The following is a 20922-nucleotide window of genomic DNA, read 5'->3' as shown; positions in this document are numbered from 1 at the left end:
TCCATCGGAGGCCTTCCATGAAATCAGCACCATCAGCGACGCTTCTTAGGCTGTTTAGCAAAGCCGCTTCGCTGGATCGCATCGGCATGTCGATGCTTCGACTAGGTCTCATCGTCGTCTTGATCTGGATCGGCGGACTCAAGTTCGCAGACTACGAAGCGGACAGCATAGTACCCCTGATCGCAAACAGCCCTCTCATGAGCTTTGTCTATGCTCATCCCGCTCCGGAATATCACGGACACATGAACAAGGAAGGTGAGGTGGTTGCAGAGCACCACGCCTGGCAGGTCGGCAACCGAACCTATACCTTCTCGAACATTCTTGGCTGCGTCATCGTGCTGATCGGTCTTCTTATCGCGTGCCACTGGAAGTTCCCTCAAATCGCCGCTGTCGGGAGCGCTTTGCTCGTCTTGATGGCCTGCACCACTCTGTCCTTTCTCGTCACCACGCCCGAGGCCTGGGTGCCTGCCCTGGGCAGCCACACCCACGGATTTCCTTTCCTCTCCGGCGTCGGTCGGCTGATCATCAAGGATTCCATCATGCTCGGCGCTGCTGTTGTCACGATGGCAGATTCCGCGAAGAAGTACCTGAAACAAATAGGGGAGATTTGATGAAATATTCCATCACGATTCGCATCGCTATCGTCGCTCTCTGGCTAAACGTTCCCGGGTTGATCCATGCGCAGATTGCCAGGCTCGATCTGAAGCACGGAACCTACGTGAATGCATCGATCAGTTGCACAGCATCGCCGTTTGCAGCTATGCGATCCTGGGACGGCATCGGGTTTTCCGGGCCGCACTCAAGCCGTTGCATGTCCCGCGTGCTAGGCCACAAGGGGAATCATTTTAAGATCAGCACTTCTTGTTCCGCTGTCGGAGACGGCACACCGAGCCCAGCGGGCCAGATAGATATTGAAAAGCTCTCGCTGATTCGACTTTCGAATGTCGGCTTCGTAGTCTCTGAGGGGGCTAAGCCAAAGACAACCTATCGTTGGTGCACAGCTGACACTGGACTTGGAAATTTCAAAGGAAGCAAATAATGAGAGCGTATCGAGTTGACACGGCAGGCGGTCCTTTTCGCGCGGTAGATCTTCCCGAACCGCAACCCAACACAGGCCAGGTAGTGGTGAAGGTCTCTGCGAGTGGAGTGAATCCTTTGGACACTAAGATCCGCGCAGGGCAGGCGGCACATGCGAAGCAACCGCTTCCGGCAGTGCCTGGGTTGGATATGGCTGGAACTGTGGTTGCCATAGGACCCGATACAAGCGGATTCTACATTGGGGACGAAGTTTTCGGAATGGTTGGCGGAGTCGGGGGGTTACAGGGGACTCTCGCGGAGTTTGTCCTGGCGGATGCGGCACTCCTGGCACTCAAACCAGCGGCGCTTACTATGCGACAATCGGCTGCCCTCCCGTTAGCCACGATCACTGCATGGGAGGGATTGGTTGATCGTGCGAATGTCCAGGCCGGTGAGAAGGTCCTGGTGCATGCAGGGGGCGGCGGCGTTGGATATGCAGCCGTGCAGATTGCATTGGCACGGGGAGCGCAGGTCTACACGACGATTTCCGCCGACAAACGGTCGATCGTCCAGGAACTCGGCGTCACGGCCATCGATAAATCTACCCCGACAGCGGACTATGTAATTGAACATACGGGAGGCGAAGGTTTCGACATCATCTACGACACGTTAGGTGGACCGGTCCTGGACGCTTCGTTTGAAGCCGTCAAACGTTACACGGGCCGCGTGGTGAGCTGTCTTGGATGGGGGGCGCACGCTCTCGCACCATTGTCGTTCCGCGCCGGCACATACTCCGGTGTCTTTACCCTGCTTCCCTTGCTGAGTGGGGTAGGGCATGAACATCACGGGGAGATCCTTCGCCAAATAACACTTCTCGCGGACCGTGGCCAGTTGAAGCCTTTGCTTGCCATAGAACAATTTGGAGTGAGTCAGATTGCTGACGCTTATGATCTGGTCGCGCGCGGTAGCAGAGGTAAGGTGGTCGTTGAGTTCTGATAGTGACTCGACCTCACGCTCTCCTTTCTCGCTACTGTCAGCTCTGTCATTGGCTGTAAGCTCAATCCCGCGTTTACACGCAACGAGACAATTTGTAAGGAGCTGCTAATTGTCCAGCGATGCTCCATCTCTAGCGTCGTCCGAAGTCCGCGAACCCTGGTCATGCCTAGCCAGACCGCCTACTTGCGTATCCCTACATCCTGTTTCGGCTCGACGTCCGGCCCCGCGCCTTGCGGATCAGGGCGCCGCCATCCATCTCATACATGGCAAATAATCGGTATGTCTGGCGCTCGCTGACAACACGTGCAACTTCTGCGCAGGCACGGTACGCCGTCCAGCCCGGACGTCGCTCAACATTTCGATCCGTTGTATCTCGTCCACTCATCGATACCCAACCAATCCATGGCCCCTGACCGTTCTACGGGCCAGACCATGACATTTCTAACGAGCCGCTGCGACTCGTGTTGGTGCAAAGCGATACTGTCGCTGTTTCTGCAAAGCGGTTCTGTCATCATAAAGCGTCGTAGTCGTCGTGCGATGCGTAATGTGGGAATCGCTGCACTTGCGATTTCCAAGGACTGTGGGAAGAGAGGGAAACGGCTTTATGTTTTCCTCTCTTTCCATCGGGCCGTCATTTCCACCGCGGGTGCCGCGGCGTGTTTCGGTTTGTAGTTCGACCCATAGAGTTGACGAGGGTTCTTCTTATAGCCGATCTTCTCGCTGTTGGTCTGCACCTTCGGCTCGCGCTTTACGTCCTGCTGTGCCTTGATGATCCTAAGAGCGTGGCTGAGCCGCTTGTTCTCGACGACCGCGGTGTGGCTTACTCGTTGGTCTTTACTGAAAAGACGATAGGAAGCGAATGACCCTTTGATCGGACCTCAAGCGTGCCGTCCGGGAACTCGTAGAGGTCGACGTACTTGCCAGCAAGACTTTCTGACAGCTCGTTCCGTTCGAGGATGATCTGCTTGCGGTCATAGGACATCGTCAGTTGTGCGCCCACGTAGCGTTGTTCGCGGTGGCACAGGATGTCGTTGAGCCGATCCGCCTTGACGTGGAGAGGCCGATGCAGGTTTTCAGGCTTCATGGCATGCAGCGCGAACCGTTCGTTGAAGCGCTTCAGGAAGCCGGGCAGAAACGCGTTGCCTGTGTCCATATCGCAGACGTTCTCAAGCCGCAACTCTTTCACCAGGCGATCCTGCAGCGTGCGGTTGGCTCGTTCCACGCGGCCCTTGGCCTGGCTGGAGTTGGCGCAGATGATCTCGATGTTCAACTCGGCCAGCGCACGGCCGAACTGCGTCATGCCGGAACCACCTTGTGCATCGCGGTTGATCCGAAACACGGAATGCTTGTCCGAGTAAAAAGCCACCGGGCATCCGTGGGTGGCAAGATATCCTTGCAGTGCTTCGAAATAAGATCCCGTGTTCTCACTTGGAACGAAGCGCAGCTGCATGAGCCTGCTGGTGGCGTCATCGATGAAGACAAGCAGTGTGCAGGGCTCACCACGCTGTTCGAACCAGCGATGCTGACTGCCGTCGATCTGGATCAGTTCGCCCAGGCTCTCCCGCCGCAACCTTGGTTGGTGAAAGCTCTTGCGCTGCTTGCGCGACAGCCACACGCCGGCCTCGACCATCCACTTGCGCAAGGTCTCGCGTGACACCTCGATGCCGTGGCGCTCTAGCAGAACCTCCACCGCGAGCGTCGGCCCGAAGTCACGGTAGTTCTGCCGGACAAGTTCCAGGACCAGCTCACGAACTCCTGAGGCCAACTTGTTGCTCGCCGGCCGCCCGCGGCTCTTGTGGATCAGGGCTCCGCCACCGCCGTCACGGTATCTCGCCACCAGCCGCTGCACCTGTCTCAAACTCACGCTCAGGACGCCAGCCGCCGACTCCGTCGTGCGACTGCCTGCCAGTACTTCGGTCAAGACCTCAACCCGTCGTAACTCCTGCTTGCTCATCTGTAGCCAACCCATCTGCTGCCTCCAACCCTTACTCAGGATGGGGCAGCGACATTTTGGCTTTGCAGAGCTACGACATTATTGCTTTGCTACTACAGCTCGTGTTGGTGCCCGATAGAAATGACAGGGTGGCTAGCCCATTAGAAGTGTCAGTATAAGCCAACTTGTTGATGTCCTTGTTTAGTAATCCATACCAGTCGTCGTGCGGTGCGTAATGTGGGAATCGATGTTCTTTGTCGATTTCCAAGGACTGTGGGAAGAGAGGGAAACGGCTTCATGTTTTCCTCGCTTTCCATCAGGCCGTCATTTCCACCGCAGGGGCCGGCGCGATTTTCGGTGAGTAATCTGGCCCATAGACTCGACGCGGATTCTTCTTGTATCCGCCCTTGTCGCTGTTGGTGTGGATCTTTGGCTCATGCTTTATATCCTGCTGCGCCTTCACGACGGCGAGTGCATGGCTGAGCCGCTTGTTCTCGACGATGGCCGTGTGACTCACGCGCTGGTCTTTGCTGAAGACGCGATAGGGAAGCGAGTGGCCTTTCCATCGGACCTCGAGCGGTCGATCGCTGAAGTCATAGACCTCGACATACTGGCCCGTCAGCTTGTCTGCCATCTCACTGCGGTCCAGGATGATCTGCCTGCGGTCGTAGGCCAGACTGAGCTGTTGGCTCACGTGGCGCTGTTCGCGATGACACAGGATGTCCGCAAGCCGCGAGGCCTGCACGTTCAACCTGCGATGCATGTTCTCAGCTCTTGCAGCTGGGACCGAGAACTTCTCGTTGAACTGCTTCATGAAGTGCGGCAGGAACAAGTTCCCGGCGTCCATGTCACAGATGCCGGCCATGCGCAGCTCCTTCACCAGACGGTCCTGCAGCGTACGATTCGCCCGCTCCACGCGGCCTTTTGCCTGGCTCGAGTTCGCGCAGAGGATCTCGATGTTCAGTTCTGCGAGCGCTCGCCCGAACTGCGTCATGCCCGAACCGCCCTTCGCGTCTGGCCGGTTCACTCGGAAGACGGTGTGCTTGTCAGAGTAGAAGGCAGTAGGGCAGCCATGCGTTATCAGGTACCCGTTCAGCGCCTCGAAGTAGGAGTCCGTGCTTTCACTCGGCACGAAGCGCAACTGCATCAGCTTACTGGTCGCGTCATCGATGAAGACCAGCAGGGTGCAGGGCTCACCACGCTGCTCGAACCAGCGGTGGTCGCTGCCATCGATCTGGATCAGTTCACCGTAGCTCTCGCGCCGAAGGCGAGGCTGGTGGAAGGTTCTGCGCTGCGTGCGTGACAGCCACAAGCCTTCGGCCATCATCCATCGCCGCAGCGTCTCCTTACCGATCCGGAGCTGATGCTTGTCCAGCAACACTTCGGTAGCAAGGGTCGGCCCGAAGTCGGCATACCTGGTCCTGACGAGCTCGACCGCATACTTCCGGACACCTTCGTTCGTACTCCGGTTCGACGTCCTGCCTCGGGCCTTATGGATCAGCCCTGACCCGCCGTCCAGTTCGTACTTGGCCAGCAGACGGTATGCCTGACGCTCGCTCACTGCCAAAACCGCTGCTGCCGCGGCCACCGTACGACGTCCGGTCCGCACGTCACTCAACACTTCGATCCGCCTCAGATCGCGCTCGCTCATAGAAATCCATGCCATCCTTAGACCCTGACATTTCTATCGGGCCAGACCATGACATTTCTAATGAGCCGCTACATAGCAACTATACATAAGATGCATTATCAGACGTAAGTCCTTTGTTATCTTTACTATAACACTTTCGAGCTGTCGAGGAAATGGTTGCCGTTATTTGCGGGTAGCTACGTCTCTCTGACGACCTTCTTCGGGTCTTTGTCATCGCGTAATGCGACGAATTTAGTGTGTCTGAGATGGTCAGCCCCGGTCCATTCGAGAAAGTCGAATCGCGCTACAGTCTCGGGCTGTAGCCACACGCACTCCTTCATTTTTTCTGCTGTAAGGCCTTGACCCCACCGGCCCGCTCCTGTCTCTGGGAGATTCGCGAACGGACACCGCTCTGTCTTTAGGTCTTTTATCTGAGCGAATACCTCTTGGCGAGTGGCCGGGACGAAGCCCGCCCGGACTCTGGCTGGGACGAAGCCCGCCCGGACTCTGGCTGCGTAAACGAGTTCCTTACCCCGATAGAAGCCGATGATGAGCGCGTCAAACCCGTGCGTCCCTTTTGTGTAGCCGCCGATGACGAACTCCTGGCCGAGGTTAATGCGGTGCTTTGCCCATAGCCCCGTACGCTTGCCGGGTTGATAGATGCCGTCTATACGTTTTGCAACAAGGCCCTCTAGCCCATGCTCGCGCACGAACGACAGCATTGCCTTCGAGTCGGTTTGAACTACCGAGAGCCCAATGTGGTCATTCACTGTGAGGGCCTTTTCAAGGATTGCTCGACGCTCCGACAGTGGAAGGTGGGTTAGGTCTTTGCCCTTCAAGATCAGAATGTCGAAGGCATAGTAGTGAATTCGGGACGCTGCCGAGCGAAAGTTTTGGAGCAGGTTGAAATCCGTCCGGCCTTCATCGTCGAGGGCTACCAGCTCCCCATCGACAACCGTGTTTACTGGAAGTTGCTTCAACGCTTCAGCGATGTAGGGGAACTTTTGATTGAGAACGTTGCCGCGTCGTGAGAAGAGTGTTGTGTCGGTGCCATCCTTGACCACTTCCAGCCTAAAGCCGTCTAGCTTGATCTCATAGGTCCACTCAGGACCTTCGGGAATCGACGAAACTGCGAGACATTCCATCGATTCGATAAAGCCAATGCTGGCTTTAGCCTGCTTGTTGATCGCTGCACTCATGAGATCTCCAGGCCTTCGTTTTATCGGCAGGCTGTATCTTGGATGTTCAACGAGCAGAAGATGTGTGTTCTCGGCCTGAGCGACGCTATATGGGGTCACCACACCAAACGTCAAAAATCATACCCTGACCCTCTGGAGCCGACGACAACGCGCTTTCGAAAAGCGGGTTGTCATTATCAAAAACGTTAACCTTCTGACGAGATGCCGGTTGTAAGCTTCTCTTAGCCGGAGACTCGATGAGACCAGTTGAAAGTGAAGGAAGTACGATCCTGAGCATACCTTCCAAGGCCGCTCCGATCCAACAGAATGAGCGGGTAGAACAGATGGACATCCTGCGCGGGATAGCGCTGCTTGGTGTTCTCACCATCAATCTGCTTGGCGAATTTCGAGTCTCCATTTTCCAGCAGTTCGTCGACATTCCACCCGCTGAACATGCGCTGGACCGTTGGATCAATACTTACACTCACGTCTTTATCGAACTGAAGGCTTTTGCGCTTTTCTCCCTGCTTTTCGGCATAGGGCTTGCCATCCAATTTGATCGCATTAGTATGCGGGGAGGATCACCCTTTCGGCTGCTAACGAGACGTCTACTAGCCCTGCTCCTGCTTGGGATCATCCACCTGACCCTGGTCTGGAACGGCGACATACTCACTGAGTACGCCATCGCAGGGTTGATTGCCCTACCATTTCTTTTTCTTCCGCGCCGCTGGCTCGTGGTCGCTACCCTCTTATTTACGCTCCAGTACCTGCTGCCTTTCGTGCCGTATCCGATCTCGTTTCCAACCGACGCGTGGTTGCAGCTGCATTTAAATCAAGCAGCAATGGTGTACAAGCACGGAAACTACCTTCAGATCCTTTCGTTTGAATGGCATGAATTACCGGAACTGCTTCCTCTCCACGTCTTCATCATCGCCCGGACGATTGCCCTTTTCCTGTTCGGAGCCCTTTGTTGGCGCTCTGGCGTCGTCAAAAGGCTAGATGCACATAGGAGAACACTCGCTCTGGCTTGTCTTTTGGGCTTGGGAATAGGTCTAAGTCTCACGATTCTGACATCATCGCTCGTCAAACCAATGATCTTCGGAAGAGCGCAAAGTGAACTGTACGTAGTCGCAGAACTTGCTTTAACCATCGGGTATGCTGCGACGATCATGTATGTGACAACGAAGGCAGTTGGCCTTAAGCTTTTAGGTTGGGCTGCACCCTTGGGCAGGATGGCCTTCACGAACTACGTCATGCAATCGATAATCTTCAGCTTCCTTTTCTTCGGTTGGGGCTTGGGTCTGTTCGGGATGCGCTCAGGTCCTGCGCTCTTGTTGGGTATCAGTATCTATGTTCTCCAGGTGATCGTCAGTGCGGCGTGGCTTCGTAGGTTCCGGTTTGGTCCTATTGAATGGCTATGGCGGACAATGATGTACGGAGTCATCCAGCCAATGAAACGTACTTCCGAAACAGCCGACACTTCAATTGGCTGAAGCGCGGTTTGGTTGGTGGCCCCTATAGAGCTGAACCGTTATCCGTCTAAACTGATAAGCGGATGAATGGCTGCGCTATTCTTGGGCGTCGGCCCAGCCCCGTTGCCAGCCACTCGACTTCGAGTCATCAGCCTCGTGCCCTTCCACTCCGGCCTGAAAGCCGATCTTGCGATCGGCCTGATACTCGGGAGCGTTCTCCGTTGGATCGCTGGGTATGTCGTCTCTCTCAGGCAGGTCGTTTTCATTACAGTTGCCACAATCGTTGCCGTGCTCAACCATCGCCATGTATGCCGCGCTCAGTTCAGTGATGCGATCCTCGGGCGCTTCTACCCCTAACCGATCGACTCCTTCTCCGGCAGCGATCAAGAACGCTTGTGCGAGCTTCATGCCTTCTTCGCAGGCAGGCATCTCGTCCACATCCCAAAGATCCAATAGCTTCTTATGATCCATATTGCTCACCCCATCCTTACCTGCCACCAATTAAGGCACGTCAGTTCACACGGTTATCCGGCTATCGTTATAAACGGACAGTGGAAATGACATGCGGTGCAAAGCGTGGAACGGAGAATCTGTCCCACCCTTCACACCGCACTTGGAAGACGCCGGTGGGGCTAGCGTCTCCCACATTACCACTGCCCCGGCGACGCTCGAATTATTGAGCAAGGCACCAAACTATTGAACGTCTGAAACCTTCCCGTCCACAAAAACGATCTTCATGTCTTTGTAGACAAACAACTGTTTGGCACCCAAGTCTACGACCTTATCGGGATTCCCTAGAGTGGTCTTCACCTCGTCCGGACTCATCCCCAGCTTTACTGTTTTGCTCTGGACGGCTGATGCGGTTTCAGGGTCTGCAACGACGGTATCAATTGTCTTCTTGATGTCCTCCGCAGTCATCGTGTCGATCCCGGGAATCTTGAAATTTACCTCGGCTCTGTAGCGGGTGCCTTGCCCATCGCCAAGAGTGGTTACGTCCACCGTGAGCAACTCAAGCTGCACGGCATCCCGTTTCACGTCGACTTGGGTCACGTAGACCTTCTCGTTTGGGTTCAAGGTACGGGAGTGGCTAGTGCTGCCACCAAACGCCGCCGACCATCCGGTCGCCTGGCTCACCTGACCGTTCACCACGTTGGTGTTTACGATGGCATTCTCTGTGTTGGCGACATCTGCATAAATGCCGGGAACGCGGATAGCAAGGATGGCTCCTGGTTGCGTGATCCGGTTGTAGTCCGTTTTGAGCATCACCAAGCCGACTCGCGTGAGCGGATACTCCTTCCATAAGGCCTGCTGAAGGGCCTTATTTGCGGCTGCCAGGGCGACCAGGGGAAGCGCAAAGCACATGACAGAGGCGGTTACAGTGCTACGCGTGATTGACGATCGGACGAAATGAGGGAGGGTCATGCGAATCCTTTCGGCTTACAGGTTATTGGATCATTAAGCGGGTGACGGGAGAGGCTCCTAGATGCCCATGCCACGACGATGCTGAACCTGGGTCGCTTCGGGCGCAACGACGTTTGGAGAAGTGAGCGCGTTGTCCTGAGCGATGACGTTGGCGGTGGCGTCGATCTGCTGTTGTTGTGGAAGGCTTATGGGATTCTTAAGACCCTGAGCCGGGCTCGATCCGTCGGACGTGTAGACGCTCACTTCTCTTCCGCTACGTGTGAGCGAGGCTATCTCTCTCTGGCTCTCAAGCGCCGCCTCTTGCGTTACGATGATCCGCTCGGGCGCTCCAGCTCTGATACCTTCGACTGCGTAACCGTGTTCAATGTGCTGGGCCTGCCTTTGGTTGAGATGGACTGTTTCGCCTTTATCGAGCTGGACATCTAGTTCCCTGCTCTCGCTGATTGCGGTGACCGTGCCAAACTCACCTTTTCTGATGCCGAGTTCCGCTACAGACGATGTGATTTGTATCCGCTCGCCCTGAGCGATCTCTCGTTGCTCGACTCGGTAGACAGCACTTTCCGCCGTCATCGTTTTAGTGAGGTGCGGACTATAGGTAGCCCAATCACCCGTCGAAGTTTGAACCGTGAGCGCATTCTTTTGTGGATCACTCGCTAGAACCGTTCCAACGCTGTTGTGATTGATTCCGTGGAGTTCAGGGCTTCCCTGCCCGTACTGGATGAGGTCGCCGGGTGTGTACTGTGCGGCTAACTTTGGGTTGGTTATGGGCTGCTCGACGTGAACGGTAAGCGATTTGCTGTCTGGCGAGAGTGTCCCCTGTGCCTGGAGATCGGCGCGAATGAGCTGGTTTAGCTCTTGGCGTTCCGCCCGATCTGGTGCAACGATGACGCTACTGTCGGGTCGCTGCATGTAGGCAGTCGCGACGGCGGCGATGCGATGATTTGGGTCTGAATATTGGTGTACTTCCGGTTCGGCGGTTGGGCGGCGGGGGGCGGCCACAGGCTGCCGAAAATCAACCGCGGCGGTTTTGCTAACATCCGTTGCGAGCCGTGCTCCCAGAGTTTCGGCATCATTGGTGTAGATTCGAGCATCCGTCTCCGCGCGAGAGATCGTGACGTAGGCGAGCCTTGTGTTGATGAGATTTCTTGAGGAGTCCGTATCGATATTGACGATGACGCGACCCTCGGTAAGCCCCTGCGAAACGTGCGAGGTCACAGCGTAACCATGATCGATGTGTCGCATTTGCGCTGGATCGAAGCTGACGGTGCGGTCCTCTTTCCCGTCCATGCGAACGGTGAGCTGGCCGGGTTCGATCTTCGTAATGGTGCCGAGATCCCGGTTCGCGACATTTAAGTCTTTATCTGTGGCGGTGAACTGGAGACGGTCGCCGGTGGCAAACTCGCGCGGTTCCTCCCTATAGACGTTCACCCCTGACAGCCGACGTGGATCGTACGATACACTTTGCCCGTCCTGCCTCGTGACCGTAATGATGTTGTCGCGGGCGCTGGTGGAAGTGACGACGGAAAGGCTATCTCGCTCGACGCCGTATGCTTTGCTGCCCTTCGTGTACTTCAACACGTCCCCTGGACGCTGCCGGCAGGCGGCGCGGGAGCTGCTGCGGGCACGGCGGGGGCTTCGGTAGGCTTTGGAGCGCTGTCTGCAACGATGGACTCCGGCACCACGTCTTTCAGCCATTTCTCGTGCTCAGCGATCTCGCGGGGAACGAGGCCGGGGGCTATCAAGTCCATCTCGACATGAGGAAACGAAAACCTGGTGACGTGGTTTCCGATCTTCATGAACGCGTGCAGGTCGGCAAGTCCCTCGACCTCTGATGCCATGACCAAAGGTTCAATCTGTCTATCGAGAGTGAAGCTCTTCCCTGCTCTTTTTCCATCCGCTACCGTCTCTCGAACGCGCTCGATCTCGATCTCGCCGATTAGCTCCGACGCCCACTTCGCTGCCTTGGGCTCGCCTGTTTTCATCACAATTTTCGTAGACGGCATGGAGAGCATGACCTCTGCCAAGTGCCCATAGATCACCTCTAGCTGGGCCTTGCCCTGGTAGCCGAAGACAATGGGGTTGTCGCTCTTCCGCCCTTTGGTGAGGGCCGTATGGAACTGAGGAAGCCGCTGCAAGGTTGCCAGCTCGTCGATGACGAACCACGCGCGTTTCTGCCCTTCCTTCGGGGGAGTCAGAAGCCGCAAGATGAGCAAGTCAAGCCATAGTGAGTGCATGGGTCGGAGAGCCTCTTGCTCGGCCTCCTCGGTCGAACTAAGGAAGATCCAACCCTCACGCTTCTCAGACCATTTCGTTGCACTCCATACCCGGTCGCCCGTCTCTTTTCGGGTCGGCAGGAGTCGAAAGCTGTCCGCGATCAGGCCCAGAGAACCCAGCACACCGTTTCGCTGGTCGGGTGCGTCCTTGGGGATCATGGCCGCAAGCTCGGTCCCTTCGACTCGACGGTCGATCTCTTTTTCGTTCGACATCCACTCAACCAACTGTTCTGGTGTCGGGCGGTATTTCAGGAGATGGGCAAAGATTTTCTGCGGGGTCTCCGTGAAAAACTCGCCCTTCTTATCGCTCGTAGGCTGGTAGAGAGAGGCTGCGATGGTACGTGCCTCGGCGGGGTTACGCAGCTCACTCGAAGGGTCCCAATAGGGGGCGCGGGCATCCAGGGGATTCAGGATCACATCGCCTCGATCTTCCCGATAGAACCGCTGCACGAACTCTCCTGCCGGGTCGTAGACGATCGCGGATTCTCCCCGGTCTGCGACTTGGCTAAGGATCTGCCGAAGTAGCTGGGACTTGCCAACCCCGGTGTCCCCCATGATCTCGATATGCTTCGGTTCGGCGCGTAGCGGAAGGCGGATGATTGTGCCTTTGTCCGTGGTCCTGATCCCGATTCCCTTCCCCTTCATCGTTTCGTTGAACTCTCGCGGGGAGTGCATTTCAGGCCCACGAAGAAGTCGTCCATACTTCATCCTCTTAGCGCGTTTGAAGTCTGCCGGTACTGCAAAGCAGAGCAAAAATACAACGATCAACGCCGTCTCGATGAACGGCGCATCGTAGGTCCCGATGAGTCCATCGCCTGAGAAAATGTCGCTCTTGAGCCATCCATAGATCGCGTCATCCGAGAACTTCCGTTCCGGGCCACGGAAGACGGTTGTGAAGCCCTGCGCACTCGCTGACGGCGAAAGAGCAGTGCCGATCTCCTTGCCATCCGGCGTCACCATAGAGCCCGGCTGGAAGTCGCTGGGCTCGGCGACGCGGGGGTTTTTCTTGCCGCCACCGAGATAAATGAGACGGTACTTTTGGTGACTGTGGAACTCGGACCCGATGGTCGCCTTGATGAACGCCCCGGTGTAATTCTTGGTCAGAAATGGCTTCATCATGTACAGCCCGGTTAGCAGCGTGATCACGATCGGCACTGAGAGAAGCAGCACGCCATAGGTGTAGATCGGTACTTGCGGCGGCCAGATCACCGTCTCTTTACGTCCCCATTCACTCGCCATTTTTAGTTCTCCTTTTGGTCGACAATCGCGTACTGTTCCATCACATCCTGTGCAGCTTTATGTTTCGCGGTGCGTACATTTGTGAGCACGGTTCCGAACATTTCTGGTGTGATTACCTCGCCACACGCGATCGGTTTGAGGAGCAGATTTAGGAGCAGTCGCATCGCGACTATCTCGGTCAAAAGAGCGTCCGCGCGATTTGGTTTTGCTTCACGCAAGAGCACCTCTCTGGCCCACTCACTGAGCGCCTTGTTTTCGCGACGGGCGGCATCTTGAAGCTCGGCGTGCTCCTCTGGCGTGACCTTGGCGCTGGCAACGACCTTGCGACCCGCCCGGCCTTTAGAACGTCGCAAGCGCTGGTCAAACTCGATGCCTTCGACTGCGATTATTGGTTGCATCTCGCCTCCTCTGAGGCGGTAGACAATAGGAGACTGCCCGTCTACTACTGTCTACCGCTGGCCTATAAGTCCTTTGGTTTTGGTGGGTTGCCTATTGTCTACATTTGGCGAGAAACGCCACCCTGGAAGGGGTGGAGTGTCTACGTCTCCCGGTGCGAAGCGCCGTCTTTGCTTTCTGCCACATTTGCATGTCGGAAACCACCTAATTACGAGCTGCGAGTTGTTGCATTTGCTGTTGTTGTTCCGTGACGTGCAACGTCACTTCCTGCGCTGCAACCCATGCAGCGCAGGAACGCACTAGAGAGAGGCGCTGGTCTTCGCGCTTGCAGCACCAGGCTTAGGTCCGCGTGGGGCACCTGTTGCACCCGCAGCAGGCTTCTTGATGCGTAGGGTGCCAGTGCCTTTGGGGTTGGCGCTACGGTATTTCTGAAACTCAGAATCCTTTCCGAAGGTGTACTCAAGCGCCTTATTCACCACGTCGTCCGGTGATGCTGTGACGAAGGCTGCATACTGTTCCACCTGAATTGCGGTTGACTCTTCAAGTGAGCAGATAATGGTGAGCTTCTTCGTCTGTTTGATCTCAAGCAGTGGCATGGTCTGTGTTCCTCCTGAAGAACTTTGGGTTAGGAATTGCGTGAATGAAGCCGTTCAACTGTGCAGGCCGTGAGATCAAACTCAGTGGCTCACTGTCGAGCTATTCGGAGCCATGTAGAGGTCTTCCGTGAGAAACGCTTGTGTGGCAAAGTCATAGCCGGTGACGGCAATTAGCTCGCGTACGCGACGTTTGCCGCTCGGTTGACGCTCGCAGTAGAGAACGAAGTCGATTGCCTCTGCCGTTTCGGAACGGATGAACCCGTGGTTGATATTCGCGCGTGCGCTGAGTGCGAGATTCGATAGTCTGCTGAGTGCATCCCATGCTGATTTCGCGTGCAACGTGGTGAGGGTGCCACCGTGTCCCGTATTCATTGCCTGGAGAAGATCATTGGCACACTCATCGCGAATCTCACCGAAGATGATGCGGTCCGGTCTATGCCGGAGTGCCGCTGCTAGAAGTGCGCTCGGCGGAATTGCTGCCTGGCCCGGAATCGCGTCGACAGCCTCCCATCTCACTGCATTTGGCTGAAGCACTCGAAGCTCTGCAACCTGCTCAATTACGATCAACCGGTCAGTCTCGGGAACATGATCTAAGATGGCCTTCATCAAGGTCGTCTTCCCAGATCCGGTTCCGCCCGCGATGATGCCATTCTTCTTATCCATCAGAAAGCTAACGACACGATCGCGCACGTCTGATGGCATACTCCCGCTCGAAATCAACTCATCTGTGCTGTACCAGCGGTTGAACTTCCTTATCGTGAGTGTGGGTCCGCCGATCGCAGAAGGAGCCCCAACAACGGCGACACGAGACCCGTCGGGCATACGCGTATTTAGGATCGGGTTCTGTTGCGTGAGATCCTGACCCATGAGCCGGGCAACGCGCTGAATCGCCGCCTCCAGACGCTCGACGCTGTATTCGTTCTTCAGCTCGATATGCTCGATAACTCCACCACGATCCGCATAGATTCCTGTCGTTCCGTTGATCATCAAATCGCTTATGGTCGGATCGAGAATGAGAGCCTGAATCTCTGCCTCGAAGAACGGCAATACCTTTTCCCATCCACTCTCAGGTGACTTTGACTCGCTCATGGTTTCTCCTGGGGGTGATACGTGGAGCCCTGCGGCGTCTGATCGACCGAGACGCGGTTTTCATGGAACTCGGTGATGGTCACGCCAAGCGGGTTGATGGTCTCGTACTGAGGATTGGTCTTGGCGTGGTCGCTCACCTGGGCCGGATTCACGTAATAGGTGATCGAAGAGATCCAATGCTCTGTACGCGGCTGCTGCGAATGTTGCGAGGAGTAGATGCGGTCGAAGGTCACGAGCGCCGTTCCGCGCGAGACAACAGCGTTTGAGATTCGCTCTTGCGTCATCGAAGTGATGGTTACGTTATTGACCTGCACCTCACTCGGCTCTAGCTGGCCGCCGATTACCTGCGTCGTTAGGTGGTTGTTGTTGTCGTCGTTGATGAGCTGCGACGCAAGCGGGCCGGAGAGAAAGTAGTAGTTCATCGGGTACTTCTTTGCGATGGTCTCTCTATTGAGGGTGTGCCGGTAATTGATCCAGTCGGTGAGGTACGTTCTGATCTCCCCCTCGCGCGGACTGTAATTCAAATCGCTGTACTGGATTGCCTGGGCACGGCCCGCGTCATCGATTCGGACATAGCGATTCAAGGTGGGGCGGCTCGAAATCAAGACGATGCCAGCAGTGAGAGCAAGAGAAAGCGCCGTAAGAGTACCGATCGCGAACCTTGCGATGCTGCGCTCTCTGTAGTGGGCCGCATATACCTGATTGGCGATCTGGTCGGCCTCGACGTGCTGCCGAAGGGTGAGCGAGCTAATTAGTTGGGCTTGTGTGGACATTTTGCCTCCTCGAATTCATGTTGTTGTTGTGAATGAGTACCCCTGTGTGCACGAGGCTCTCGATAACGAGTCCGGCAAAGAAGATCAGCATGAGGATCTTGAACGGACGGGGAAGACGCTTGTAGAGGTACCAGAGAGCAATCATGACGACTCCTGCGAGTGTTCTTACTTCAGAATTGCGAGGGATTCGGCGAGCTGTGCCACTTTTCCGGCTGCGCCCGCCCCGCCCCCGAAGATGGTCTGCGTGATGGTGGGCACGAGTACCAGATTCAAGATGAACGCAACAAAGATGGCTAGGAACGGGATGAGGTTAGCGATCCAATTGGCGATGCTGTAGTTCCCCTGAAAGGTCTGGTTGATGAAGTTGATGAGGAATTGGGACCAAACGTAGATGAACGCGGCGGCGACGGCACGAATCATCGCAAAGCTCGCGAGGACCTCTACGAAGTGCAGGAACTTCCCGCGAAAGGTTTCTGTGAGGTAGAGCGGGATAATTAGCGGTCCAAAGAGTGCGGTGACGGCGTAGAAGATGAAGGCGCTGCAATTGAGCAAAAAGAGCACGCCTGACGCCAATCCCAGGAAACCTTCGACAAGCATGTAGACGAACGCTTCGACAGGGGACGTGATTGATGGAACCGGGGTATTGTGCCCTGCCGTGTTGATGATGGCGTTGAGTTGGTTGAGGGCATTTTGGTCGAGAATCTGGGCGATCTGCGCTCCGATGTAAGAGAACATCCGGTTGAAGCCGAAGCTCGCGCCTGGCAGATTAGTCGTCCAGTAATGCTCGATCACAAGGCAAAAGAGGAAGCGAAAGAGAAACACCTTCACTTCATCCAGACTGACGGACGCGTGGCCCCCTAGATGTGCAGACCACGGGGACATCCGCACCGCGATTCCAATGAGAATCATCGTAGCGATGAACGTAAGCAGCAACATCCCGAAGTTGGACAGTGCCCCGCCGTTCTGCAAAGTAAGGTCTGAGATGCTTTGGGAGAACTGGCCCAGCCAATCTACAAATCCGGGTGTGGTGTTCATTGGGGTTGCTCACTTTTCTTAATGTGGAATCGCCGTTCGTTCGGCTTAGTGCGTCTTTATTGCTTCAAGCTGTCTGCGGTAGTCTTCGTCGTCCTGCTGAATCTGTTTTTGTTCGCGCAACTGTTTCGCCTGGTGCGCCCTGCTGATCGAAAGGTGGACAAATCCGGCGCTGGAAACTGCCAGCGCCGCAAGAAGGAAAAACAAGAGCTTCATGCTGAACGGCCTCATTGGTCTCCTCCGGTCAGTAGTAGGTTGTCCACGTCTGCGAACCACCACCGATATACGTCGGGTTGTTGGCCTGCTGAGTGATGCGGAAGTTGGCGTCGTTGATTGTCTGTGAGGCCTGGTTCCGCTTGTCCATGTTGGCGACGGCGGACTGCGCTGCAAGGCAAGCCTGGAGCTGGCCTTGTGCTTGTGCCTCCTGTAACTGGTGCGAGTTGGACATTGTGAGGAGATTGAGTTGCTCAACCTCGCTATTGGTGAGAACGGACGTATCGTAGATTGAGTTGTCGAGCGCCGTATTCGCTGCCGTGGCATTCGTTCTGGCCGCGTTGTAGGCTCCCACCGCTCCAAGACACTGCGTCGATGCCGCATCCATCGCCTCAATGTGCGCCAGCGTCGAAAGACGGTCACTGGCTCCTACGATCTGGTTCCCCCAGAAGCTCGACGATGTACCGGAGATCGCTAGATTCATGATCTTCCATACAGTGCTTGCGTTCTGGGATTGCCCGTTCAGCTGTGATTGCAACCCGCTTGTCTCGCCGTACGTGTTCTGCACGGATGAGTTCATGAGGGTGTTCTCTGCGGTCCTCCAAATCTGCTTCGAGTTGAAATACTTCAGGTTGTTGAAAATGGTGTTGTAGGTCGTGATGGACTGGTTGTAAATCTTGAGTGCAGTCCCGGCCATCTGTATGTCCTGCGTGAGCTGCTGAGCGAGCGTTAGGTTGGTTTGTGACCCTTGCGCGATCCTCGTTGCCTGGTTGCTGAGCCCCTTCGCCTCGTTGAAAATCTGCTGTGTCGCGTGGGCTGACTGAGTTGGATCGAAGACGACACCGCCAAACTGAGCGTGTGCCGGGACCGAAAGGGACATGGCTCCCATCGCTGCTGCAATGGCGATCCATCTTCCGTAGATGAGCCGTTTCATGGGTGCTCCTAGAGAGTTGGGTTGACGCGATGCTCCGCGTAGGAGGGGATGAGGATGTCTTTGCCGATGTACACACGCGCACGAGTTCCCTCTTTAAGCGTGATAATCGGTAGCCGGTTGAGGAAGTGATTTAGGATCTGTTCGCTCTCCTGGCTGGTTTGCGAGGAGATGCCGTTGCGGATTTGACTATCTGGGGTTAGAACGCTGCCCGTGTTGCCGATCTGCGCGAGTCCTCCCAGGCCCCCGATAGCGGCGGCTGCGGCAAACGCTTGAAGATAGCCGTGGTCAACCTTGGTTGCGAGGCCCGTGGTGCCGATCTGGTCAAGGCCTGCGTATTTGTCGATGTCGATCGAGAATCCATCCGGGCATACGGCACGATGGAAGACGACCGCGAGTTTATGCTGCTGTTGGCTGCTGACGGCCTGCACCTGGCCGATCAGACGGGTGCCTTGGGGCAACAAGAGCTGCTGATGGTCATGCGAGTAGTAGTCAGTGGTGAGCATGATGAGAACCGGCCCCGCCATCCCGCCGTCGGCGTGGTTGGTGACGACGCCCTCAAGAACTGTTCCCTCGAAGACGCGGTAGAGCTTGCCGCCGTACTCGTCGAAGTCGTAAGCAGCCATCGGGTCTTTGCCTTTGGCTCCCGGTGCCTTCGGCTCCGGGGCTTCGCCATCGGCTACGTCGGTGACATTCTGGGTTGCGATTACGGTCGGCCCGCTGACTGTAGGTGAGGTTCCGCTTGGTTTCTGCTCATGGGTCTGGAAGTCAACGGCTACGGTGTCGCTGTTGAGTGCGTCGACGCGGCGCTTTTCCCTCTCGGCGGCCTGCTGCTTGGCTTGTGCCCTGGCCTCCGCCTGGCCGGATGTCTGGTTTGGGGCGTTTGGACTGTTGCCGTAGATGGCCCGGCTCTGTGCTGGCGTCATCGGGGCGCTTGAGTCTGCCTCTGGGGTAGGAACTGCCCTCTCTTGAGCCTGTAGAGCATCAAGAGCCTGTTTGAGCTGTGCCTGGTCTGCATCGCTCTTTGCGATCATCTGCTGTTGCTTCTCAAACCCTGAGACTTGTTGCGGGTCGGCTGTGGCGGGCCTGGTCTGAAGCGTGCTCTTCGCGGCTTCCTTCTTGTGGCCGCTACTCATGGCGTTGTAGGCGGTCGATACACCAATGAGAAGGACGGCACCCGTGAGGGCAATCACGATCGGCAAGGTCTTAGAGATGGGTGCTTTCGATATGGGCTGCTGGGGGACGGTCTCCATTAGTTGGCCTCCTCGCGATGAAACTCAACCTTGGATTTGCCGATCGCGACGTAGCCGTTTTGGAGGAGCTTCGGCACCGTATACAGGCCGTTAGCGAAGTCGAAGTTGATGATGGAGCCCTTTTTGTCCTTCAGCTCGTAGACAACGGGCGGCTCTTCGAACTTGCCCTGGATGTAGGTGAATTTCCCGTCGTCCCAGATCTGCCGGACACCAAGCGCCTTGGCCTTCGACTGGTCCCAGCTATAGTCAAAGTGCAGATTGCTCGGATACGTGCTGGCATACTTCTCCTGCGCGTCCTGAGCCGTCTTGTGATCGGCACTCGCCTTCGCTTGGGCCTCGGCAAGTTCCTTCTCTAAGCGGTCCTGCTTCTCCTTGACCTCCGCGACCGGAACGAAGACGGGGGCCTCGGTCATCTTCTTCTGAGCCTCTTTGTCTGCGGGGACTAGAAAGACTGTGGAATCAAAGCTCGCGCTCGGGTCGCCCGAGACCTCTTGCAACTCCAGGGTGTAGTCGTTCCCATGGTCAGAGATGATGTGGACGTTCGTCGTGCTCTTTGCGGCGGCGGCCTTTGGTTTCACGCTGATAAAACGGCTGGCGACGTGCCCGGCGTTGAAGATCCAATCGTCCGTGTTTCCTCCGAACACCGTTGCGACCTTTTCTTCGGCGGGTAGCTCCAGGAGCGTTGATTCATTGAGGCTGGTTCGGATGACCGGGGGCGCGGCGGTCGCGCTTACTTCTACCGTGCGGGGGGCTTTCTGCTGTGGTGTAGCTGGTGGCGCAGCGTGGGCGGTGACCGCAAGCGTGAGACTAGCGGCAATCAAGAGTGGTGTTTTCATTAGGTCGGTCTCCCTGGATGAATGAAAGCTGTCGTCGTTAAGCAGTCCGCTTTCGCGGAACCGCACTATGCGTCTTCGCCTGAAACGAAGCGGGTAATTCCCTCGTGTAACCCCCACTTCTCGATGAGTCTTCCTCGCCGGGCCTTGTCTTTTGGTTTGGTCGAGAACATCGCATAGCTGCGTGGATCGAGGTTGAGCGTGACAACTTTGGTGACGCCATCACGCCGCATATAGAGGGCCTCGCGCTGGCGCAGGCCCTCGAAAAGGGTGAGCTGCTGCTCATTCATCTTGAAGAGCTTGCCGTAGAACTCCCGGTTGAACGTTGCATCGGGAAGCAAGAGAAACGACGTGCAGGAGTTGACGATGCTGTCCGCGTTCACTCCAAGATCGTTGGCAGACTGAGCGATCATGGTGACGCCGCCGAGGTTCTTTCGAACCTGCTTGATGCTGGCGAGCGCTCCTTCTAACAGCTCTTTGTTCTGGAGATTGGAGAAGATCTCTTCGATGACAACGTGCTTAGGGACACCTAGATTCTTCGGGTCATACAAAACGTCGTCGATCCGGCGCAGCAACCAGACCATGAGCGGTTCAATCAGGTCGGGATAGTCCTTTGCGACCCCAGCGAAATCCCAGCATTGGATCT

At 56.2% G+C, this 20922-nt stretch carries 17 protein-coding genes and 3 pseudogenes; 3 read left to right on the top strand and 17 right to left on the bottom strand.

Features of this window, described 5'->3' with window-relative positions; genetic code table 11:
• Nucleotides 1-17: 17 nt before the first annotated feature.
• Both OHL20_RS23995 and OHL20_RS23990 read left to right on the top strand, forming a co-directional pair.
• Nucleotides 18-611: a YkgB family protein gene (locus tag OHL20_RS23995; protein WP_263385844.1), complete on the top strand. Its 594-nt coding sequence runs from the start codon at nucleotides 18-20 to the stop codon at nucleotides 609-611.
• A 427-nt stretch (nucleotides 612-1038) separates the two neighbouring features.
• Nucleotides 1039-2013 carry an alcohol dehydrogenase catalytic domain-containing protein gene (locus OHL20_RS23990; RefSeq protein ID WP_263385843.1) on the top strand — a complete coding sequence of 325 codons (975 nt, stop codon included), beginning with the start codon at nucleotides 1039-1041 and terminating at the stop codon, nucleotides 2011-2013.
• Between the two features lie 686 nt (nucleotides 2014-2699).
• Here OHL20_RS23990 and OHL20_RS23985 read toward each other — a convergent pair.
• The 3 genes and pseudogenes from OHL20_RS23985 to ligD all read right to left on the bottom strand — a co-directional run.
• Nucleotides 2700-3982 (bottom strand): annotated as a pseudogene (locus OHL20_RS23985) (ISNCY family transposase); the annotation flags it as partial.
• Between the two features lie 343 nt (nucleotides 3983-4325).
• Nucleotides 4326-5612 (bottom strand): annotated as a pseudogene (locus OHL20_RS23980) (ISNCY family transposase); the annotation flags it as partial.
• A 161-nt stretch (nucleotides 5613-5773) separates the two neighbouring features.
• Entirely contained in the window at nucleotides 5774-6775 is a 1002-nt protein-coding gene (gene ligD / locus OHL20_RS23975) for a non-homologous end-joining DNA ligase (protein ID WP_263385842.1), read from the bottom strand.
• A 236-nt stretch (nucleotides 6776-7011) separates the two neighbouring features.
• On the opposite strand from ligD, the gene OHL20_RS23970 reads away from it, so the two are divergent.
• Nucleotides 7012-8247 carry a DUF418 domain-containing protein gene (locus OHL20_RS23970; RefSeq protein ID WP_263385841.1) on the top strand — a complete coding sequence of 412 codons (1236 nt, stop codon included), beginning with the start codon at nucleotides 7012-7014 and terminating at the stop codon, nucleotides 8245-8247.
• A 75-nt stretch (nucleotides 8248-8322) separates the two neighbouring features.
• Here OHL20_RS23970 and OHL20_RS23965 read toward each other — a convergent pair whose 3' ends face one another.
• From OHL20_RS23965 to OHL20_RS23900, 14 genes and pseudogenes are all read right to left on the bottom strand, one after another.
• Nucleotides 8323-8697 (bottom strand): hypothetical protein, encoded by a 375-nt coding sequence (locus OHL20_RS23965; RefSeq protein WP_263385840.1) that lies wholly within the window; start codon nucleotides 8695-8697, stop codon nucleotides 8323-8325.
• A 222-nt stretch (nucleotides 8698-8919) separates the two neighbouring features.
• Nucleotides 8920-9648, bottom strand: a complete 729-nt coding sequence (locus tag OHL20_RS23960) for a hypothetical protein (RefSeq protein ID WP_263385839.1) — start codon at nucleotides 9646-9648, stop codon at nucleotides 8920-8922.
• A gap of 57 nt (nucleotides 9649-9705) precedes the next feature.
• A complete protein-coding gene (locus OHL20_RS23955; RefSeq protein WP_263385838.1) occupies nucleotides 9706-11223 on the bottom strand; it encodes a hypothetical protein in 1518 nt (505 codons plus the stop codon).
• Entirely contained in the window at nucleotides 11220-13160 is a 1941-nt protein-coding gene (locus OHL20_RS23950; RefSeq protein ID WP_263385837.1) for a type IV secretion system DNA-binding domain-containing protein, read from the bottom strand. The genes OHL20_RS23955 and OHL20_RS23950 overlap by 4 nt, the downstream gene beginning before the upstream one ends.
• 2 nt (nucleotides 13161-13162) lie before the next feature.
• The gene (locus tag OHL20_RS23945) at nucleotides 13163-13558 is read right to left on the bottom strand and encodes a plasmid mobilization protein (protein ID WP_263385836.1); all 396 of its coding nucleotides are present in this window, start codon (nucleotides 13556-13558) and stop codon (nucleotides 13163-13165) included.
• Nucleotides 13559-13855: 297 nt separating this feature from the next.
• Nucleotides 13856-14152, bottom strand: a complete 297-nt coding sequence (locus OHL20_RS23940) for a hypothetical protein (RefSeq protein WP_263385835.1) — start codon at nucleotides 14150-14152, stop codon at nucleotides 13856-13858.
• Between the two features lie 81 nt (nucleotides 14153-14233).
• Nucleotides 14234-15241, bottom strand: a complete 1008-nt coding sequence (locus OHL20_RS23935) for a CpaF family protein (RefSeq protein ID WP_263385834.1) — start codon at nucleotides 15239-15241, stop codon at nucleotides 14234-14236.
• A complete protein-coding gene (locus tag OHL20_RS23930) occupies nucleotides 15238-16014 on the bottom strand; it encodes a type IV secretion system protein (RefSeq protein WP_263385833.1) in 777 nt (258 codons plus the stop codon). Before OHL20_RS23930 ends, OHL20_RS23935 begins: the two co-directional genes overlap by 4 nt.
• A gap of 165 nt (nucleotides 16015-16179) precedes the next feature.
• Nucleotides 16180-17049, bottom strand: coding sequence for a hypothetical protein (locus tag OHL20_RS23925; RefSeq protein WP_128915588.1), 870 nt, complete (start codon nucleotides 17047-17049; stop codon nucleotides 16180-16182).
• A gap of 45 nt (nucleotides 17050-17094) precedes the next feature.
• Nucleotides 17095-17262, bottom strand: a complete 168-nt coding sequence (locus tag OHL20_RS23920) for a hypothetical protein (RefSeq protein WP_263385832.1) — start codon at nucleotides 17260-17262, stop codon at nucleotides 17095-17097.
• A gap of 28 nt (nucleotides 17263-17290) precedes the next feature.
• Nucleotides 17291-18193 carry a hypothetical protein gene (locus OHL20_RS23915; protein WP_263385831.1) on the bottom strand — a complete coding sequence of 301 codons (903 nt, stop codon included), beginning with the start codon at nucleotides 18191-18193 and terminating at the stop codon, nucleotides 17291-17293.
• An 8-nt stretch (nucleotides 18194-18201) separates the two neighbouring features.
• A complete protein-coding gene (locus tag OHL20_RS23910) occupies nucleotides 18202-19443 on the bottom strand; it encodes a TrbI/VirB10 family protein (protein ID WP_263385830.1) in 1242 nt (413 codons plus the stop codon).
• On the bottom strand, nucleotides 19443-20279 hold the full coding sequence (locus OHL20_RS23905; RefSeq protein WP_263385829.1) for a TrbG/VirB9 family P-type conjugative transfer protein: 837 nt from the start codon (nucleotides 20277-20279) through the stop codon (nucleotides 19443-19445). The genes OHL20_RS23910 and OHL20_RS23905 overlap by 1 nt, the downstream gene beginning before the upstream one ends.
• Nucleotides 20280-20344: 65 nt before the next feature.
• A pseudogene (locus tag OHL20_RS23900) lies at nucleotides 20345-20922 on the bottom strand (VirB4 family type IV secretion system protein); the annotation flags it as partial.

The sequence above is a fragment of the Granulicella arctica genome (genome assembly GCF_025685605.1).
GTDB lineage: Bacteria > Acidobacteriota > Terriglobia > Terriglobales > Acidobacteriaceae > Edaphobacter > Edaphobacter arcticus.
This window is presented reverse-complemented; position numbering and strand designations above follow the sequence as displayed.

What these genes read in the sequence shown, in the direction of transcription:
- OHL20_RS23915 (WP_263385831.1), bottom strand. Translation starts at nt 18,193, where the DNA reads ATGAAACGGCTCATCTACGGAAGATGGATCGCCATTGCAGCAGCGATG.
- OHL20_RS23950 (WP_263385837.1), bottom strand. Translation starts at nt 13,160, where the DNA reads ATGGCGAGTGAATGGGGACGTAAAGAGACGGTGATCTGGCCGCCGCAA.
- ligD (WP_263385842.1), bottom strand. Translation starts at nt 6,775, where the DNA reads ATGAGTGCAGCGATCAACAAGCAGGCTAAAGCCAGCATTGGCTTTATC.
- OHL20_RS23940 (WP_263385835.1), bottom strand. Translation starts at nt 14,152, where the DNA reads ATGCCACTGCTTGAGATCAAACAGACGAAGAAGCTCACCATTATCTGC.
- OHL20_RS23990 (WP_263385843.1), top strand. Translation starts at nt 1,039, where the DNA reads ATGAGAGCGTATCGAGTTGACACGGCAGGCGGTCCTTTTCGCGCGGTA.
- OHL20_RS23935 (WP_263385834.1), bottom strand. Translation starts at nt 15,241, where the DNA reads ATGAGCGAGTCAAAGTCACCTGAGAGTGGATGGGAAAAGGTATTGCCG.
- OHL20_RS23925 (WP_128915588.1), bottom strand. Translation starts at nt 17,049, where the DNA reads ATGAACACCACACCCGGATTTGTAGATTGGCTGGGCCAGTTCTCCCAA.
- OHL20_RS23905 (WP_263385829.1), bottom strand. Translation starts at nt 20,279, where the DNA reads ATGAAAACACCACTCTTGATTGCCGCTAGTCTCACGCTTGCGGTCACC.
- OHL20_RS23930 (WP_263385833.1), bottom strand. Translation starts at nt 16,014, where the DNA reads ATGTCCACACAAGCCCAACTAATTAGCTCGCTCACCCTTCGGCAGCAC.
- OHL20_RS23945 (WP_263385836.1), bottom strand. Translation starts at nt 13,558, where the DNA reads ATGCAACCAATAATCGCAGTCGAAGGCATCGAGTTTGACCAGCGCTTG.
- OHL20_RS23910 (WP_263385830.1), bottom strand. Translation starts at nt 19,443, where the DNA reads ATGGAGACCGTCCCCCAGCAGCCCATATCGAAAGCACCCATCTCTAAG.
- OHL20_RS23970 (WP_263385841.1), top strand. Translation starts at nt 7,012, where the DNA reads ATGAGACCAGTTGAAAGTGAAGGAAGTACGATCCTGAGCATACCTTCC.
- OHL20_RS23920 (WP_263385832.1), bottom strand. Translation starts at nt 17,262, where the DNA reads ATGAAGCTCTTGTTTTTCCTTCTTGCGGCGCTGGCAGTTTCCAGCGCC.
- OHL20_RS23995 (WP_263385844.1), top strand. Translation starts at nt 18, where the DNA reads ATGAAATCAGCACCATCAGCGACGCTTCTTAGGCTGTTTAGCAAAGCC.
- OHL20_RS23965 (WP_263385840.1), bottom strand. Translation starts at nt 8,697, where the DNA reads ATGGATCATAAGAAGCTATTGGATCTTTGGGATGTGGACGAGATGCCT.
- OHL20_RS23960 (WP_263385839.1), bottom strand. Translation starts at nt 9,648, where the DNA reads ATGACCCTCCCTCATTTCGTCCGATCGTCAATCACGCGTAGCACTGTA.